This window comes from Candidatus Eisenbacteria bacterium (genome assembly GCA_035577985.1).
Taxonomy (GTDB): Bacteria; Desulfobacterota; Binatia; order DP-6; family DP-6; genus DATJZY01.
In genome coordinates this window covers 80,613-96,859 of record DATJZY010000093.1, presented here as the reverse complement: position 1 = coordinate 96,859, position 16,247 = coordinate 80,613, and the positions used below count along the sequence as shown (strand labels likewise).

The following is a 16,247-nucleotide window of genomic DNA, read 5'->3' as shown; positions in this document are numbered from 1 at the left end:
GTTCTCGCCGGCGTACACGCGCCGGCTGGCCGCGCACATCGCCGCGTTCTCGGTGGCCGGCATCGACCGCATCCGGCGGCGGAGGCGCCGTGCGCGCTGAGATCGCGATCGTGCTCGTGCTCGTCCTCGGTTGCGGGCCGGCGCGCGTCCTCACGCGACCCGAGGGCGACGGCGGCTGGAGCGTCGAGCGCCGGACCGAGGAGATGGCGACCCGGGCGCGCGCGGCGCAGATCACGCTCGAAGGCGAGGACGTCGCGCCGCCGGAGGACGCGTCGGCACCGCTCACGCTGGACGACGTGGTGCGCCTCGCGACCAGCGGCAACCGCCGCATCGCGGAGGCCGACCGCGACGTCGCGATCGCGGGCGAGCGGGTCGCCGACGCGCGCGGCCGCCTCCTGCCGAACGTGACCGGCCGGGGACGGCAGACCTGGTACACCTCGGCGCAGATGGTGCACTTCGCCACCACGCCGCCACCCGGCATCCCGCCCGGCTTCGAGATCCAGCCGCAGGACTTCGCCACCTTCAACGGCACCGCGACCGTACCGATCGACCTGTGGGGCGAGATCGTGAAGGGGCTGACGGCGTCGCAGGCGGGCTACCGGGCGGAAGCGGCGCGGCGCTGGGCGACCGTGCTCGGCGAGCAGGTCTCCGCCGTGCAGAGCTACTTCGCCCTCCTCGAAGCGAAGCGGCTGAAGGAGGTCGCCGAGCAGACGCTCGCGGCCCAGCGCCAGCAGCTCGCGAACGCCGAGAGCCGCGTCGCGGCCGGCCGGCTCACCAAGAACGAGCTCCTGGTCGTCCAGGTCGCCGTCCGCAACACCGAGCAGATCGTCCGCCAGCGCGACCTGCAGATCGCCGAGGCGCGCTGGAACCTCAACCAGACGATCGGCCGCCCGGTCGACGCGCCGACCGAAGCCGCCGACGTCCGGGCGCGCCCCGCCGTCCCGGCGCCCGCCGATGCGCTCAAGGACGCCTATGCGCACAACCCCGTCCTGCTGGCGCTGCTCGAGGACCAGCAGCGGCTCGAGGACACCGCCAGCGCGCTCGCGCGCGGCCGGCTCCCCCGGCTCCAGGGCGGCGGCGCCATCGACTACTCCACGTCCGACATCCTCCAGCCGCAGCGCCTGGGCTCGGCGTTCGTCGGCTTCGCGTGGGACATCGGTACCGACGGCCGGCGCGAGGCGCAGATCGCGGAAGCGCGGATCGAGGCCGACAAGAACCGCGTCCGCATCGAGCGCTCGCTGCGCGAGGTCGAGACCGCCGTGCGCACGACGCAGCGTGCGGCCGAGGAGCGGCTCGCCGCGTTCGCGACCGCAGAGGTCGCCGTCCACCAGGCGGAGGAGAACCTGCGCATCCGCGAGCAGCAGTTCGACGTCGGACGCGCGACGTCCGAGGACGTCCTCGACGCGCAGGCGCTGCTGGCGCAGCAGCGCGGCGTGCTCGCCCAGGCGCTCTACCAGGCGCACACGCGTCGCGCCGAGCTGCAGCAGGTGATGGGCCTGCCGCTCGATCCGATCCTCCCCACCCAGAGGTAGCCATGCGACGCACCGTCCCTCTCCTCCTGCTTCTCGTGGCGACGGCCTGCGGCCGCCGCGAGGCGCACTACACCGGCTTCGTCGAGGGCGAGGAGCGGGTCATCCGCAGCGAGGTGACGGGGCGCGTCCTCGAGGTACGCTTCGCCGAGGGCGACACGATTCCCGCCGGCGAGGTGATCGCGCGGCTGGACGACCAGGACATCCAGGCGAAGCTCCAGTCGAAGGAGCGCGAGCTCGCCGTCGTCGACGCCGACATCAAGACGGCCGAGGAGCGCGTCGAACTCGTGCGCAGCACCTGGGAGCGGAACCTCGCCGCGTCGGACGCCGACCTCCGCCAGGCGACGACGACGGCGGAGGTGGCCGACCGGACGCTGCGACGCGAGGCCGAGCTCGTGAAGACGGGCGCCAGCACCGTGCAGCTCCTGGACGACGCGCGCCAGAAGCGCGACCAGGCCGCGAGCGGCCTCGAGCGCGCGCGGGAGATGCGAGCCCGCACGCAAGCCGAGGAGCGCAACATCACCGTCACCGCCAACGAGCTCGCGACCCTGCGCGAGCGCCGCACGCTCACCGAGGCGCAGCTCCAGGAGCTGCGCGTGACGGCCGCCAAGTACGAGATCCGCGCGCCGGCCGTCCCCACGGTCGTGCAGACCCAGCACATCTGGCCCGGCGAGCTGGCGCAGCCCGGCGCGCCCATCGTCGCCGTGCTCGATCCGCGCGACAAGTACGTGCAGGTCTACGTGCCGGTCGCCGAGGTGGCCGCGTTCACGCTCGGCCGGCGGGTCGAGATCGAGCTCGACAGCCTGCCGGGCCACCGCGTCCCGGGCGAGGTCAGCTTCGTCGCCGACCAGGCGAACTTCACGCCCGAGAAGATCGAGACCCGTTCGGACCGCATGGCGCAGGTCTACCGCGCCAAGATCCGCGTCCTGGAAGGGGTCGAGAAGCTGCAGCCGGGCACCGAGGGCAACGTCTACCTGCCATGAGCGAGCCCCTGATCCGCCTGCGTGGTCTTCGAAAACGCTTCGGGCGCCGCACGGCGCTGGCGGGGATCGACCTGCAGGTCGAGCAGCGTCAGATCCTCGGCGTGACGGGTCCCGACGGCGCCGGCAAGACGACGCTCCTGCGCTCCCTCGCGGGTCTGCTCGAGATCGAGGCCGACGAAGCGACCGTCCTCGGCTTCGATCTCCGCCAAGACGTGACCGAGCTCAAGCGGCGCATCGGCTACCTCCCGCAGGCCTTCGGCCTTCATCGCGACCTCACCGTCCGCGAGAACCTCCGCTTCACGGGCCGGCTGCACGGCATCGCGGAGGACGAGTTCGAGCGCCGCGCCACGGATCTCCTCGCGCGCACGCAGCTCGCGCCGTTCGGCGACCGGCTCGCCGGCGCGCTCTCGGGCGGCATGAAGCAGAAGCTCGCGATCGCGAACGCGCTCCTGCCCGCGCCGGCGCTCATCATCCTCGACGAGCCGACGGCGGGCGTCGACGTGGGTGCGCGCGCCGAGATCTGGACGATCCTCGTGCGCGCGAAGGAGGCGGCGCTCGTCGTCGTCAGCACGAGCTATCTCGACGAGGCCGAGCAGTGCGACCGCCTGGTCTACCTCGACGAGGGCCGCGTGGTCGCGAGCGGCACGCCCGCGGAGCTCCAGCACCAGAACCCGCGCGAGCTGGTGCGCGCCTGGGGCGACGATCCACGGGCGATCGCGCGCGCCGCGCGCGGGATCGCGGGCGTCGTCGCCGCCCGCGCGGCGGCCCGCTTCGCGCGCATCGAGGCCGACGCCGACGGAGCGGCGCTCGTCGACGCGATCCGCCGCCTTCCCGGCGTCCGCCTCGTCGAGCCGGCGCCCGCGGACATGGAGTCGACCCTCCGCCACCTCGCGAGCACGCACGCATGAGCGAGCCGATCATCCGCACGAGCGGCCTCACCAAGCGCTTCGGCGACTTCGTCGCGGTGTCGAGCCTCACGATCGCCGTCGAGCCGGGAACGATCTTCGCGTTCCTGGGCGCGAACGGCTCCGGCAAGAGCACGACGATCCGCATGCTGATCGGCGTGCTCGAGCCGACCGAGGGCTCGATCGTCGTCGACGGCATCGACGTGATCGCGCGTCCGCGCCGCGTGCGCGACCGGATCGGCTACATGGGACAGAAGGTGAGCCTCTACCAGGGGCTCTCGATCCGCGAGAACGTGGAGTTCTACGCCGGCCTCTACGGCATCGAGGGCCGCGCCCTCGATACGCGATGGGGCGAGCTGCGGGAGCGGTTCGCGCTCTCCGAGGCCGAGAACGAGCGGCCCGAGAACCTCCCGGCGGGCATTCGCCAGCGCGCAGGTCTCGCCCTGGCGACGCTCCATCGCCCGCGCCTGCTCTTCCTCGACGAGCCGACGGCCGGCGTCGACGTCGAGAGCCGCGGGCTCTTCTGGGACCGCATCCAGGAGGAAGCCGACCGCGGGGTCACCGTGTTCGTGACGACACACTTCCTGGAGGAGGTCGAGTACTGCGACTGGGTGTCGTTCATCGAGGCCGGCCGCCTGATCGCCGACGCCGAGCCCGAAGCGCTGCGCCGCCGGTACTCGGGCGGCTACGGCGTCCGCGTCCTGGCGCCCCCCGCGTCGCGCGAACGCGCGGCACGGATCCTCACCGACGCCGGCGCGACGCTCGCACCGCGGCCGGACGGCGTGGAGGCGACGATCCCCGCACTGGATGCGCCCCTCCTCGCCGAGCTCGAGCGCCTGCGCGAAGCCGGCGCCACGATCGAGATCGCCCAACCCTCGATGACCGACGTGTTCCGCGCCGTCCTCGCCCGCGAAGCGACGCAGGGAGAGGCGGCATAGTGACTCCCCACTCGGCCGTAGGCCGCGAGCGGGGAGGCCGCGCAAAGCGCGGCCGACGCCCATCGGAGCGACGCGCCTTCGGCGCGTCGCGCACGGGGGCCTCCGGCGGGGGTTCCCGCAGGGAACCCCCTCTCAAATGACCTGGCGGCGACTGCGAACCCTCATCGTCCGCGAGGTCCGCGCGACCTTCCGCGATCCGTTCACCGTGACGATCCTCATCGCGGTGCCGATCGCGGCGCTGCTGCTCTTCGGCTTCATCCTGACGACGGAGGTGAAGGGTCTCGAGCTGGGCGTCCACGACGCGGCCGGCACGACGGCGAGCCGGCGTCTGGTCGCCGATCTCGCCGCGCAGGGCAACTTCGTTCCGCGGCCCTTCGCGACGCGCGACGCGCTCGAGCGCGCGATCGGGTCGGGGCGGCTCACGGCCGCGATCGTCATCCCGCCCGACTTCGACCGCGGGCTCGAAGCACCGCGCCACGGCGGGCCGCCGCCGGAGATCGAGGTCGTCTACGATGCCGCCGAAACCGTCCTGGCGGGGAACGCCGAGGGGTATCTCCGCGCCATCGTCGAGACGACGGCGACGGCGCTCGCCGCCGATCCGGGCACGACGCGGCGCCCGGGCGTCGAGGTCGCGACCCGCACGCTCTTCAACCCGAAGCTCGACGGCACGGCGTTCATGGTGTCGGGCGTCTACGGCTTCGTGCTCTCGTTCCTGACCGTGCTCATCACGGCCGTCTCGATCGTGGGCGAGCGCGCGGCCGGCACGTTCGAGCAGCTCCAGGTGACGCCCGCGACCTCGCTCGAGATCCTGCTCGGCAAGCTCCTGCCGCTGGGCGCCGTGTTCGCGTTCGACGTCCTCTTGATGGCCCTCATCGCCGGCTTCGGCATCGGCGTCTGGCCGCGCGGGAACCTGCTCTTCTTCCTCGCCGTCTCGGCGGTCTACGTCCTCATCTCGCTCGCGATCGGCCTCCTCATCTCGGCCACGTCGCGATCGGCGGCCGAAGCGGTGCAGCGCAGCGTCCTCTTCAGCATCCCGCTCGTGCAGCTCTCCGGGTTCGTCGTGCCGGTGCGGAACATGCCGGAGTGGCTCCAGTGGGTCACGGCCATCTTCCCCGCCACGCACTACATCACGGTGAGCCGCGCCATCTATCTGCGCGGCGAAGGGCCGCTGACGCTCTGGCCCCAGATCCTCTTCATCGTCGCCGGCGGCATCGTGCTGATCGCCTACGCATCCCGGAAGATCGAGCAGCGCGCATGACGCGGCGGTTCTGGTCGAACGTGCTCGCCGTCGCCTACAAGGAGACGCGCGTCCTGCGCAACGACCCGGCGGTGATGGCCATGATGCTGATCCAGCCGGTCATCATGGTGCTCCTGTTCGGCGGCGCGCTCAGCTACAAGCCCCGCAACGTCCCGTGGGCCGTGCTGGATCGCGACGGCACCGCGCTCTCACGCCGCTTCGTCGAGAGCGTCGGGCGCACCGAGTATTTCCTCCCGCCGCAGCCGGTGTACTCCTACCGTGAGGGAGAGCGGCTCCTGGGGCGTGGCTCGGTGCTGGCCTTCGTCGTCGTCCCCGAGACCTTCGAGCGCGACGCCGCCCGCGGGCAGGCGCGCGTGCAGCTCCTGCTCGACGGCAGCGAGCCGCTCTCGGCGGCACGCATCGGCGGCGTCGTGAGCGCGATCGCGTCGGCTTTTCGTGCCGACACGGCGACGCGGCCGGTCCGCGCCGGCCCGATCGACGTGCGCCAGCGCTTCCGCTTCAACCCGACGCTCACCGACCGCCTCTTCTACCTGGCCGCCCTCGCCGGCATCCTGCTGACCAACCTCTGCATGTCCGGGACGAGCCTCGGCCTCGTCGGCGAGCGCGAGAACGGCACCTACGAGCAGATGCTCTCGCTCCCGACCTCGTCGATCGAGATCGTGCTCGGCAAGCTCCTCCCCATCGTCGTCATCTGCTACGTCGTGCTCGCGCTCGCGACGGTCCTCGCGGGCGTGATCTTCGGCTTCTGGCCGCGCGGGAGCTTCCTTCTCCTGTGCGTCGTCGCGCTGCCGTTCGTGCTCGCGTCGCTCGCGATCGGCGTCCTCGTCTCGACGCTCGCCCACACCTCCGCGCAGGCGGTCTTCATCACCGTCTTCTTCATCATGCCGTCGTTCGTCCTCTCCGGCATCATGCTGCCGTACGCGCTCATGCCGCATCCCATCCGCGAGATCGGCGGGCTACTGCCGCTTCGCTGGTTCCAGATCGCGTCCCGCCGCATCGTCGGGCGCGGCACCGGCATCATCGACGTGCTCGTACCGACGGCGATCCTGGTGCTCATCTTCGCCGTCCTGCTCGCCCTGATCCGCTGGCGGATGAAGCCCCGGCTCGGCTAGAAGCGCGACCATGATCCTCGACCGCTTTCGACTCGTGGGCAAGGTCGCGATCGTCACCGGCGCCGGCCGCGGCATCGGGCGTGCGATCGCCGAGACGTTCGCGGAGGTCGGTGCCGACGTCGTCTGCTCGGCTCGGACGCAGGAGCAGATCGACGCGACGGCAGCGAAGGTGCGGAGCTTCGGGCGCCGTGCGCTCGCCGTGGCGTGCGACGTGAACGAGCGATCGCAGCTCGAGCACCTGGTCGCGGAGACGCTGCGCGAATTCGGCCGCGTCGACGTCGTGGTGAACAACGCGGGCGGCTGGCCGCCCAAGGGCTGGCAGCGCACGAACGAGAGGTTCCTGGAGGGCGCCTTCCGCTTCAACGTCACGCACGCGTTCCTGCTCTCGCGGATGGCGATCCCGCACATGCGCGAGCAGGGCGGCGGCGCGATCGTCAACGTCTCGTCGGCGATCTCCCGCCTGATCGATCCGGGGTTCATCGCCTACGGCACGTCGAAGGCGGCGCTCAACTACATGACGCGCGCGCTGGCGGCGGAGGTCGCGCCCACGGTCCGCGTGAACGCCATCGCCGTCGGCGCCGTCGACACGAGCGCGCTGCGGCCTTTCTTGAACGAGGACCTCGAAGCGAAGATGGCCTCGATGACGCCGATGCGCCGCATCGGGCAACCCGAGGACATCGCGCTCATGGCGCTCTACCTGGCGTCGTCGGCGTCGAGCTGGGTCACGGGGAAGATCTTCGAGGTCGACGGCGGGACGGACAAGTCGAACTGGCCGCTCGACCTCTCGGATCTGTGATGGATCCGGGCGAGCGTGCGCGGCGCGTCTTCTGGCACGGCATGGTGCTCGTGCTGGCGGGACTCCTCATGGGAGCCGTCGTGCAGCAGGTGGCGAACCCGCGCATCGGCCTCTCGGCCCACACAGGCACCGTGATGAACGGCATCCTCGTCATCGCAATGGGCGCCTTCTGGCCGCACCTCCGGCTCTCGGCGCGCGCGAGCTCGATCGCGTACTGGCTCGTGGTCGACGGCAGCTACGTCAGCTCGGTCTCGCTGTTTTTCGCCGGCGTCTTCGGCACGAGCCGCTCGACGCCGCTCCACGGTCAGGGCCACGCGGGGACGGCATGGCAGGAGGCGCTCGTCGAAGCGGGGCTGACGGTCGGCGCGGTCGCGCTCCTGGCGGGCTGCGTGATGGCGCTCTGGGGCCTGCGGCGTCAATCGCCCAGATAGGCGGCCAGAGCAGCTTCGAGCCGCTTGATCGCAATGCCTGGTGCCTGCGCCGCGAGCTCGTGGAGCCGTGCCTTGCTCACCTGACGAATTCCGGGGACGACCGCGTACGACTCTCGGAGCCCACGAATCTGGATCTCGAGCCGAAGCGGCCAGATCTCGGGCGCCCGACTCGAGAGCGGCACGACGACGACCGAATCGAGCCGTTCGTTGTGGACGGTGTTGGAGACTACGATCGCCGGGCGCACCTTGCCGAGCTCGGGAGGTGAGGCCGGCTCGAGGTTGATCCAGTAGACGCTGCCGCGCCTCACCGCCGCCTCCGCTTGGGCGGGGTGATCAGGTCGGCGCTGTCCCATTCCGCGAGCCACGTGCGCTCGTCCGGGGTCTCGCGCACGAAGTCCGCGTAGCGGTCGGCCGCTTCCACCATCCGCTGGCGGGCGAGCGCCTGTTCAAGGAGGGAGCGAACGTAGGCCGAGAGGCTCTGGCGCGGCGGCTTGCTGCGCTCGAGGGCCTGAAGTAGATCACCCTCTACCTTCACGGTAGTGGCCTTCATGCTGAATTAGTAGAGCCCACGATGTGACGATGCAAGCAGCGAGCCCGACGTGGGAACCATGTCACGCGCGCAAATCGGGCGGGCGGCGCGTGTGCCAGTCGGTCGCCTGCTCGTACGCGTGGCCGGCGCGCAGCACCGTCGACTCGTCGAACGGCCGGCCGGCGAGCTGAAGGCCGATCGGGAGGCCGTCGCGCGAGAAGCCGCAGGGGACCGAGATTGCCGGTAGGCCTGCGGCGTTGAACGGTGCGGTCCGAAGCGCCATGGCGAAGAAGGTCGGCATCTCGACGCCGCCGACGTCCACCATGTCGGCGCCGATCGCGGGCGCCGGGATGGGACACGTCGGAAGCGCGAGCAGATCGACCTCTTCGAGCACCGCGCGCAGCGCGGCCGCGTACTGCGCCACCTGCCGGAGCGCGCCCGCCATCCACACCGCGTCGCCGATCTCGGAGGAGAGGTAGGTCTGCAGATCGACGCCGAGATCGCTCTTGCGATGCGCCAGCGTCGCGGCGTGGATCTCCTTCGCCTCGGAGATGATGAGCTCGAACATGCCGGGCATGGGGAGCTCCGGGATCTCGACGTCGCGGATCGTCGCGCCGAGAGGGCGGAGCACGTCGAGCGCCGCCTCGATCGCCGACGCGACGCCGGCGTCGAGCGGCGCGAAGAGCCGGCTCCGTGGCACGCCGATGCGCAGGCCGTGCGCGCCGCGCGCGAGCCCCGTGCGCCAGTCGAGGACGGGCATCGGCACGGATTTGGGATCGGCGGCGTCGTAGCCGGCGATCGCCCCGAGCATGATCGCCGCGTCTTCGACCGTGCGCGCGAGCGGTCCCACGTGGTCGAAGAGGTACGACATGGGGAAGACGCCCGCCTTCGAGACGCGACCGAAGGTGGGCTTGAGACCGACGACGCCGCACACCGCGGCCGGGATCCGGATGCTCCCGCCGGTGTCGGTTCCGATCGCCGCACAGGCGATCCGCGCCGCGACGGCGGCGCCCGATCCGCCGCTCGACCCGCCGGGAATGCGCGTCGGATCCCACGGATTGCGCGTCGGGCCGTGGTGCGGGTTGTTCGTCGTCACGCCGAACGCGTACTCGTGCGTGTTGAGCTTGCCGAGCAGCACCGCGCCGGCGGCGGCGAGCCGCACGACCACCGCCGCGTCTGTCGTCGGAACGTGCGCGGCGTGCACCTTCGATCCGTAGGTCGTGCGGATCCCGGCGGTGTCGACCAGATCCTTCAATCCGATCGGAACGCCGTGCAGCGGTCCACGATGACCGCCGCGCGCGATCTCGTCGGTGGCGCGCTTCGCGTCGGCGAGGGCGCGCTCGGCGGTGACGGTGACGTAGGCGTTCAGCACCGGGTTCGTCCGCTCGATGCGCGCGAGGTAGGCGTTCGTCAGCTCGACCGGCGAGATGCGCCCCGCCCGCAGCGCGTCGCCCGCGGCCGCCAGGGTGAGATCGGTCGGGTCGCTCACGCGGGCCTCAGGGCGTGGCCTCGATACACCGGCGTCAGCGTCCAGCGCTCGCCCCACACGGGAAGCGTCTCGCGCACGTCGAATCCGGCGTCGCGAACCATGTCGACGGCTGGACGATTCAAGTGGCAGCCGCCCCCGATCGTCTTCCAGAGCGGCGTCGCGAGGTCCTGCAGGCGGGCTGCCATCGGCTGGACCGACCGCGTGTGCTCGACGAACAGGAGACGCCCGCCGGGTCGGAGGACTCGCCGCACCTCGGCGAGCGCCGCGGGCGGGTCGGGAATCGTGCACAGCGTGAACGTGATGACGGCGGTGTCGAAGTGCGCGTCCGCGAACGGCATGCGCTCGGCACCGGTCTGGTGCAGCTCGGTCGGGAACGGCAGCTCCTTGGCCCGCGGTCGCGCGCGCTCGAGCATGTAGGGGTCGGGATCGACGCCCTGCAGCTCGTCGATCTTTCCGTAGAGGCGGAAGTTGAGGCCCGTGCCGACGCCGACCTCGAGCACGCGACCCGTGGCCTCCGGCACGACGAAGCGGCGGGCCGGGTAGAGCGGGCGCATCGCGTAGTCGAGGATGCGCGCGAGCCACGGATGCCCATCGGCCATCCGGATCGCTTAACCTCGCCGCGCCTGCCGGGTCAACGTCCCCTTGACTCGGCACGCACGCGGGCGTCTCTCGGGCATCCAGGAGGATCTCACCAATGCCGACCGTGCTCGGAGTGAATGCGTCCCCGTTCGTTCGCAAGGTTCGCGTCGCGCTCGCTGAGAAGGGCATCGCCTATGAGCTACAGCCCACTTTCCCCGGCGCGCAGGACGAAGAGTTCCGCAAGCTCTCCCCCCTTGGAAAAGTCCCGGCCTTCAAGGACGGCGACAAGGGCTTCTCGGATTCGTCGATCATCTGCGCCTACCTCGAGAAGAAACATCCCTCGCCGACGCTCTATCCGAGCGACCCGTACGAGTACGCGCGCGCACTCTGGTTCGAGGAGTACGCCGACTCCGCGATCGTGAGCGTGTTCGGCCCGAAGATCTTCTTCGAGAAGGTCGTCAACCCCAAGTTCTTCAATCGCCCGACCAACCAGGAGATCGTCGACAAGGCCGTCGCGGAGGAGGTGCCGGTCATCTGCGCGTACCTGGAGAGCCAGCTCACCGGCGACTACCTCGCGGGCGGACAGCTCTCGGTCGGCGACATCGCCGTGTGCTCGATGTTCGTGAACCTCTTCCACGCGGGCTACGGCGTCGACACGCAGAAGTACCCGAAGCTCGCGCGCTACGTCGCCCGCATCCACGAGCGGCCATCGTTCAAGGCGTGCATTTCGGAGGAGAAGGCGCAGTACGGGCTCTGATCGCCATGGCGGCAGCGAACGGCGTTCCCGTCCTCTGGCAGTTCAAGGCCTCGCACTTCAACGAGAAGGCGCGCTGGGCGCTCGACTGGAAGGGCGTCCGTCACGAACGCCGTTCGCTACTCCCCGGCCCCCACATGCCGGTCGTCATGTGGATCTCCGGCCAGAAATCGGTGCCGGTCCTGCAGATCGATGGGCAGACGATCACCGACTCCACCCGCATCATCGCCGAGCTCGAGCGCCGCTTCCCCGAGCGTCCGCTCTACCCCGCCGACGCCGCCGCCCGGCAGCGCGCGCTCGAGCTCGAGGAGTTCTTCGACGACGAGATCGGCGTCCACATCCGCCGCTATCTCTTCCACATGGTCCTGCCCGACGCGGGCTTCACCGCGGACCTCATGTCGCCGGGGTTCGGCGCGGTGGCGCGCGCGGTGTATCGCGCGACCTTTCCGCTCACGCGCGTCGCGATGCGCATGGACATGGGCATCACCGACGACGGCGCGGCGCGGAGCCTTGCGCGCTTCGAGGCCGCTTTCGACCGCCTCGAGCGCGAGATCGGGCCGACGGGCTATCTCGTGGGCGACACGTTCAGCGTCGCCGATCTCACTGGTGCGGCGCTCCTCTCACCGCTCACCTTCCCGCCCGAATACCCGTACCGGCCGCCACCGCTTCCCGAGGTCGCGCTCGACTTCCAGTCGCGGTTCGAGAAGCGGCGTGGCTTCGAGTGGGCGCGCGAGATGTACCGCCGGCATCGCGGGACGTCGGCGGCCGTGAACGCGTAGCGCGCTACGCGCCGGCGGCGTGCGCAGCGGCGAGGAGGTCGATCGGATGCTCGACGACGACGTCGAGCCCGCGGCCGATCGCACCGGCGCGCATCTGGAGCAGGCAGCCGGGGTTCGCCGCCGCCACGATCTCGGCGCGACTCTCCTCCACGCGGGCCAGCTTGCGCCCGAGCAGGCGTGCCGCCATCGCGGGCTCGGTGAGGTTGTAGGTTCCCGCGCTGCCGCAGCACCAATCGGATTCGGGCAGCTCGACGAGCGTCACGCCGGGGATGGTCGAGAGCAGCGCGCGCACCTGCGTGCGGACGCCCTGCCCGTGCGCGAGATGGCAGGGGTCGTGCACGGCGACGCGCCGGTCGAGCCGTCCGCGCGGCGGCGGCAGACCCAGCTCCGCCAGCAGTTCGAGCGCATCGCGTGCGACCGCCGCGACGCGGGCCGCCGCACGATCGCCGGGCAGCACGTGGGCCACGCCGCGCAGGTGCGCCCCGCACCCCGCGGCGTTCGACACGATCCAGTCCGCGCCGCTCTCGTGGACGACGCGCGCGACGTTGCTCGCGAGCCGCGCCGCCTGGTCCGTGACGCCGAGATGCGCTGCGAGCGCACCGCAGCAGCCGAGGTCGCGGGGCACGAGAACGCGAGCGCCGGCGCGCGCGAGGAGGTGTGCGGTCGCGACGTTGGTCGCCGGGAAGAGCTCGTCCGCAACGCACCCGGTGAGGAGGACGGCGGTTCCCCGCGGCGTGCCCTCGGGTTCGATCACCGCCGCGAGCGCGGGCGGTCGCGTGCGCGGCAGCGCCGTCGCGTAGCGAGCGAGCGGCACGCGTGCGAACGCCCGTCGGCCCGCGACGAGGCGCGCCGGAGCGAATGCGAGGCGCCGCAGGCCCGGCGACGTGAGGACCGTCGCGAGGGCGCGGCGCGCGGCGCGCATCGGCGCGGAGCGCCGCGCCTCCACGGCGGGGCGCGCGGCTTCGATGATCCGTCCGTAGGGAACGCCCGAGGGACACGCCGTCTCGCAGGCGCGGCAACCGAGGCAGAGGTCCAGATGCCGCGTCACCTCCGCCGTGGGCGTGAGCGTGCCGTCCGAGAGCCCGCGCACGAGCTGGATCCGACCGCGCGGCGAGTCGGCCTCGGTGCCGAGCTCGACGTAGGTCGGGCAGGCGGCGAGGCAGAGCCCGCAGTGCACGCACGCGTCGAGCGCCGCCTGGTCGACCAACCCCACCGCCCGACTCTAGCCGAACGCCGGCGCCCGCTCGACGCCCCGAGGCCGCCCCGTTCCCTCGCGGCGCCGGCCGTAGTACCAGGGCCGCATGAAATTCGGCCTCATGTACGCCAACGCCGGCCCGTTCGCCTTCCCCGAGCTGCTGACGCACGCGGCCCAGACCGCGGAGCGCTGCGGCATCGAGTCGCTGTGGACGATCGAGCACGTGGTCATCCCCGTCGGCTACAAGTCGACCTATCCGTACGATCCCTCGGGGAAGATCCCGGCGCCCGAGCAGATGCCGATGCCCGATCCACTGGTGTGGCTCGGGTACGCGGCGGCGGTCACCAAGACGATCAAGCTCGCGACCGGTATCGTCATCCTGCCGCAGCGCCATCCGCTCTACGTCGCCAAGGAAGTCGCGTCGCTCGACGTGCTGTCGCACGGCCGCGTGATCCTCGGCATCGGCGTCGGTTGGCTCGAGGAGGAATTCCAGGCTCTCGGCATCCCGTTCGAAGAGCGCGCCGCACGCACCGCGGAGATGGTGCGCGCCATGCGCGCGCTCTGGAAGGACGAGCCCGAGCCCTTCCACGGCAAGTTCTACCGCTGGAACAAGCTCGAATCGAACCCGAAGCCGATCCAGAAGCCGGGCGTGCCGATCGTCGTCGGCGGACACACCGAGCTCGCCGCGCGCCGTGCCGCGCGCTACGGCGACGGCTTCTTCCCCGGCGTCACCGACGACGAGAAGCTGCGCTGGCTCCTCGGCGTGATGCGCGAGGAGTGCAAGAAGATCGGACGCGATCCGGGCACGATCGAGATCACGTCGGGTCGCGCGATCCCGACGCCCGACTCGGTGAAGGAGCTGCGCGACCTCGGCGTGTCGCGCTTCATGGTGCCGCCGCCGGCGTTCGATCCAGAGGGCCTCACCCAGGGCCTCGAGAAGCTCGGCAACCTGATCGCCAAAGTCGGGCGCTGATCCGCGCCCCGAGGAGACCACGATGGCGAGAGCCCGCGTCGAGATGGCCGAAGCGGTCAGCGATCCCATGGGAGCCTTGAAGCACGCGCGCGACACGGGGTGGCTCGCCGACTTCGACTTCGTGACGGGCGTCGTCCGGCACGATGAGGTCCGCTCCTTCCTGGCCGATCCGCGCCTGCGCGCGAACTTCGTCGACTTCATGCACAACCTCGGCGTCACGTCGGGGACGTTCTACGACTGGATGGCGCAGTCGCCCCTCAACCGGGACGGCGCCGACCACCTGCGCTGGCGCGCACTCATGTCACGCACGTTCACTCCTCGCAGCGTCGAGAAGATCCGTCCGTTCCTGCGCGAGACCGCGCACGCGCTGATCGACGTCTTCGCCCCGCGCGGCCGCTGCGAGTTCGTGGGTGAGTTCGCGGACGCCTACCCCTCCTTCGGCCTCTGCGAGCTGATCGGCGTGCCGAAGGAGGACCGCGACCGGTTCCGCGGCTGGGCGAACACGATCGGGCTCGGCTTCAGCCCGATCGAGCTCGGGACCCGGATCGGCGAGATCGACGCAGCGCTCTTGCAGCTCCTCGACTACACGGGCGAGCTGGCGGAGAAGCGCCGCGCCGATCCGAAGGACGACCTCGTGAGCCGCATCGCCCAGGCCGCCTACGAGGACGGCTGGGACCTCTTCCAGACGCGCTCCGCGATCGCCGGGCTCGTCTTCGCCGGGCACGAGACGACCAAGAACCAGCTCGGCTGGACGATCGCCGTGCTGTCGGGTCGTCCCGATATCTGGGACGCGGTCGCCGCCGGGTCGCTCGCCGTCGCCGACGTGATCGAAGAGGTCCTCCGCTTCCGGTCGGCGGCGACCGGCGTCGGTCGCACCGTGTCCGAGCCGCTCGAGCACGACGGCGAGCGGCTCGAACCCGGCACGCCGCTCTTCCTCTCGATCTGGAGCGCCGACCACGACGAACGCGCCTTCCCCCGCCCCGAAGAGGTGAATCCCGCCCGCAACGGCGAGGTGCCGCACCTGGCGTTCGGCCACGGCGCGCACTTCTGTCTCGGCGCCGCGCTCGCGCGCGCGGAGCTGCAGGAGGCGCTCGCCGCCCTCACCGCGCGCATCACGTGCCCGAAGCTCGAGGACGGGGCGGAGTGGAAGCCGCCGGTCGGGATCAACGGGCCCCTGCGTCTCCCGATCGCGTTCGCGACGCGATCCTGAGGCGCTAGGTCTCGACGCGCACGGGCGCCTCGAAGCGTCCGTGCTGGTGGCCCATCCACACGGTCATGAGCGCCATGCGGGGGAGCCCCAGGCGCCGCAGCTCGTCGGCGATGGGATGATCGCCGAGCGCGAGCTCCGCGCCGCCGATCCCGAAGCCCACCTCCGTCGCCCCGGCCGTGAATCCCGTGCGGTGCAGCACGCCGTCCACGTAGCCGTACGTCGTCATCGACACGTCCGGCAGCGTGAAACGCCCGCCGCGCGACGACGAGAATCGGAGCACGTGCCGTCCGTCCATGTCGAGCGTGCACGTGCGGCGCCGGTCGGTGTCCTCGAACTCGATCCGCTGCACCGTCTTCGGGAAGCCCCAGATGCCCTCCCCCGCGTCGCGCGTGAAGCTCTGCGTGACCGGCAGGTGCACGATGTAGGTCGCGAGGCGGTTGCGGAAGAAATCGACGACGTTGCCCAGGTAGGGCACGAGCGGTCGCTCGCCCCGCAAGCGCACGAAGAGGGCGAGCGACACCTCGTTGTAGTCGCCGAGGTCGTTGTCGCGGTAGTCGATGCACGCGATGCTGAAGAGCGCCTGGCCGGGGAAGATCTCGACGACGTCCAGCTCCGGACCGCGCAAGAGCGCCCGCGCGGCGGTGGCGTCGACGGCGTAGGTCGCCGCGGTCGACGAGGCGTCGCGGACGACGACGGGCAGCGTCACCTCGCGCCCCTGGAAGACGTAGTGGCGGGGCTCGGTGACGCTCGGTGCTGCCATGGGCGCTGTCTACCAGGGGGCCGCCTG

At 71.3% G+C, this 16,247-nt stretch carries 18 protein-coding genes; 12 read left to right on the top strand and 6 right to left on the bottom strand.

What is annotated here, in order from left to right; genetic code table 11:
• The first annotated feature begins 89 nt into the window (after positions 1–89).
• The 8 genes from VMS22_13310 to VMS22_13275 all read left to right on the top strand — a co-directional run bounded on the left by VMS22_13310 (position 90) and on the right by VMS22_13275 (position 7,952).
• Entirely contained in the window at positions 90–1,532 is a 1,443-nt protein-coding gene (locus VMS22_13310; protein ID HXJ35004.1) for a TolC family protein, read from the top strand.
• A gap of 2 nt (positions 1,533–1,534) precedes the next feature.
• Positions 1,535–2,512, top strand: a complete 978-nt coding sequence (locus VMS22_13305; GenBank protein ID HXJ35003.1) for an HlyD family efflux transporter periplasmic adaptor subunit — start codon at positions 1,535–1,537, stop codon at positions 2,510–2,512.
• A complete protein-coding gene (locus tag VMS22_13300) occupies positions 2,509–3,420 on the top strand; it encodes an ABC transporter ATP-binding protein (protein HXJ35002.1) in 912 nt (303 codons plus the stop codon). The genes VMS22_13305 and VMS22_13300 overlap by 4 nt, the downstream gene beginning before the upstream one ends.
• A complete protein-coding gene (locus VMS22_13295) occupies positions 3,417–4,355 on the top strand; it encodes an ABC transporter ATP-binding protein (GenBank protein ID HXJ35001.1) in 939 nt (312 codons plus the stop codon). The genes VMS22_13300 and VMS22_13295 overlap by 4 nt, the downstream gene beginning before the upstream one ends.
• 136 nt (positions 4,356–4,491) lie before the next feature.
• Positions 4,492–5,613, top strand: coding sequence for an ABC transporter permease (locus tag VMS22_13290; GenBank protein HXJ35000.1), 1,122 nt, complete (start codon positions 4,492–4,494; stop codon positions 5,611–5,613).
• On the top strand, positions 5,610–6,725 hold the full coding sequence (locus tag VMS22_13285; GenBank protein ID HXJ34999.1) for an ABC transporter permease: 1,116 nt from the start codon (positions 5,610–5,612) through the stop codon (positions 6,723–6,725). Before VMS22_13290 ends, VMS22_13285 begins: the two co-directional genes overlap by 4 nt.
• Before the next feature lie 10 nt (positions 6,726–6,735).
• Positions 6,736–7,521, top strand: a complete 786-nt coding sequence (locus VMS22_13280) for a glucose 1-dehydrogenase (GenBank protein HXJ34998.1) — start codon at positions 6,736–6,738, stop codon at positions 7,519–7,521.
• Entirely contained in the window at positions 7,521–7,952 is a 432-nt protein-coding gene (locus VMS22_13275; protein ID HXJ34997.1) for a hydrogenase, read from the top strand. Before VMS22_13280 ends, VMS22_13275 begins: the two co-directional genes overlap by 1 nt.
• Here the strand turns inward: VMS22_13275 and VMS22_13270 are convergent.
• From VMS22_13270 to VMS22_13255, 4 genes are all read right to left on the bottom strand, one after another.
• A complete protein-coding gene (locus tag VMS22_13270) occupies positions 7,937–8,260 on the bottom strand; it encodes a type II toxin-antitoxin system PemK/MazF family toxin (protein HXJ34996.1) in 324 nt (107 codons plus the stop codon). The genes VMS22_13275 and VMS22_13270 overlap by 16 nt on opposite strands.
• Positions 8,257–8,502 carry a hypothetical protein gene (locus VMS22_13265; GenBank protein HXJ34995.1) on the bottom strand — a complete coding sequence of 82 codons (246 nt, stop codon included), beginning with the start codon at positions 8,500–8,502 and terminating at the stop codon, positions 8,257–8,259. Before VMS22_13265 ends, VMS22_13270 begins: the two co-directional genes overlap by 4 nt.
• Positions 8,503–8,563: 61 nt before the next feature.
• Positions 8,564–9,970, bottom strand: coding sequence for an amidase (locus VMS22_13260; protein HXJ34994.1), 1,407 nt, complete (start codon positions 9,968–9,970; stop codon positions 8,564–8,566).
• A complete protein-coding gene (locus tag VMS22_13255) occupies positions 9,967–10,569 on the bottom strand; it encodes a class I SAM-dependent methyltransferase (protein ID HXJ34993.1) in 603 nt (200 codons plus the stop codon). Before VMS22_13255 ends, VMS22_13260 begins: the two co-directional genes overlap by 4 nt.
• Before the next feature lie 95 nt (positions 10,570–10,664).
• Here VMS22_13255 and VMS22_13250 point away from each other — a divergent pair, with 95 nt between their 5' ends.
• Complete coding sequence (locus VMS22_13250) at positions 10,665–11,306, top strand: glutathione S-transferase family protein (protein HXJ34992.1); 642 nt, start codon at positions 10,665–10,667, stop codon at positions 11,304–11,306.
• A gap of 5 nt (positions 11,307–11,311) precedes the next feature.
• Positions 11,312–12,082 (top strand): glutathione S-transferase, encoded by a 771-nt coding sequence (locus VMS22_13245; GenBank protein HXJ34991.1) that lies wholly within the window; start codon positions 11,312–11,314, stop codon positions 12,080–12,082.
• 4 nt (positions 12,083–12,086) lie between these two features.
• Here the strand turns inward: VMS22_13245 and VMS22_13240 are convergent, their stop codons facing one another.
• Positions 12,087–13,295, bottom strand: coding sequence for a heterodisulfide reductase-related iron-sulfur binding cluster (locus VMS22_13240; GenBank protein HXJ34990.1), 1,209 nt, complete (start codon positions 13,293–13,295; stop codon positions 12,087–12,089).
• Between the two features lie 88 nt (positions 13,296–13,383).
• Here VMS22_13240 and VMS22_13235 point away from each other — a divergent pair, with 88 nt between their 5' ends.
• On the top strand, positions 13,384–14,250 hold the full coding sequence (locus VMS22_13235; protein HXJ34989.1) for an LLM class F420-dependent oxidoreductase: 867 nt from the start codon (positions 13,384–13,386) through the stop codon (positions 14,248–14,250).
• Between the two features lie 22 nt (positions 14,251–14,272).
• Complete coding sequence (locus tag VMS22_13230) at positions 14,273–15,460, top strand: cytochrome P450 (GenBank protein ID HXJ34988.1); 1,188 nt, start codon at positions 14,273–14,275, stop codon at positions 15,458–15,460.
• Between the two features lie 4 nt (positions 15,461–15,464).
• On the opposite strand, the gene VMS22_13225 is transcribed toward VMS22_13230, so the two are convergent.
• Complete coding sequence (locus VMS22_13225) at positions 15,465–16,220, bottom strand: acetoacetate decarboxylase family protein (GenBank protein HXJ34987.1); 756 nt, start codon at positions 16,218–16,220, stop codon at positions 15,465–15,467.
• Between the last annotated feature and the right edge of the window lie 27 nt (positions 16,221–16,247).

Excerpts from the sequence above, each read along its gene's own strand:
- VMS22_13300 (HXJ35002.1), top strand. The coding sequence starts at position 2,509 with ATGAGCGAGCCCCTGATCCGCCTGCGTGGTCTTCGAAAACGCTTCGGG.
- VMS22_13250 (HXJ34992.1), top strand. The coding sequence starts at position 10,665 with ATGCCGACCGTGCTCGGAGTGAATGCGTCCCCGTTCGTTCGCAAGGTT.
- VMS22_13280 (HXJ34998.1), top strand. The coding sequence starts at position 6,736 with ATGATCCTCGACCGCTTTCGACTCGTGGGCAAGGTCGCGATCGTCACC.
- VMS22_13295 (HXJ35001.1), top strand. The coding sequence starts at position 3,417 with ATGAGCGAGCCGATCATCCGCACGAGCGGCCTCACCAAGCGCTTCGGC.
- VMS22_13265 (HXJ34995.1), bottom strand. The coding sequence starts at position 8,502 with ATGAAGGCCACTACCGTGAAGGTAGAGGGTGATCTACTTCAGGCCCTC.
- VMS22_13305 (HXJ35003.1), top strand. The coding sequence starts at position 1,535 with ATGCGACGCACCGTCCCTCTCCTCCTGCTTCTCGTGGCGACGGCCTGC.
- VMS22_13230 (HXJ34988.1), top strand. The coding sequence starts at position 14,273 with ATGGCGAGAGCCCGCGTCGAGATGGCCGAAGCGGTCAGCGATCCCATG.
- VMS22_13275 (HXJ34997.1), top strand. The coding sequence starts at position 7,521 with ATGGATCCGGGCGAGCGTGCGCGGCGCGTCTTCTGGCACGGCATGGTG.
- VMS22_13245 (HXJ34991.1), top strand. The coding sequence starts at position 11,312 with ATGGCGGCAGCGAACGGCGTTCCCGTCCTCTGGCAGTTCAAGGCCTCG.
- VMS22_13225 (HXJ34987.1), bottom strand. The coding sequence starts at position 16,220 with ATGGCAGCACCGAGCGTCACCGAGCCCCGCCACTACGTCTTCCAGGGG.
- VMS22_13255 (HXJ34993.1), bottom strand. The coding sequence starts at position 10,569 with ATGGCCGATGGGCATCCGTGGCTCGCGCGCATCCTCGACTACGCGATG.
- VMS22_13235 (HXJ34989.1), top strand. The coding sequence starts at position 13,384 with ATGAAATTCGGCCTCATGTACGCCAACGCCGGCCCGTTCGCCTTCCCC.
- VMS22_13285 (HXJ34999.1), top strand. The coding sequence starts at position 5,610 with ATGACGCGGCGGTTCTGGTCGAACGTGCTCGCCGTCGCCTACAAGGAG.
- VMS22_13290 (HXJ35000.1), top strand. The coding sequence starts at position 4,492 with ATGACCTGGCGGCGACTGCGAACCCTCATCGTCCGCGAGGTCCGCGCG.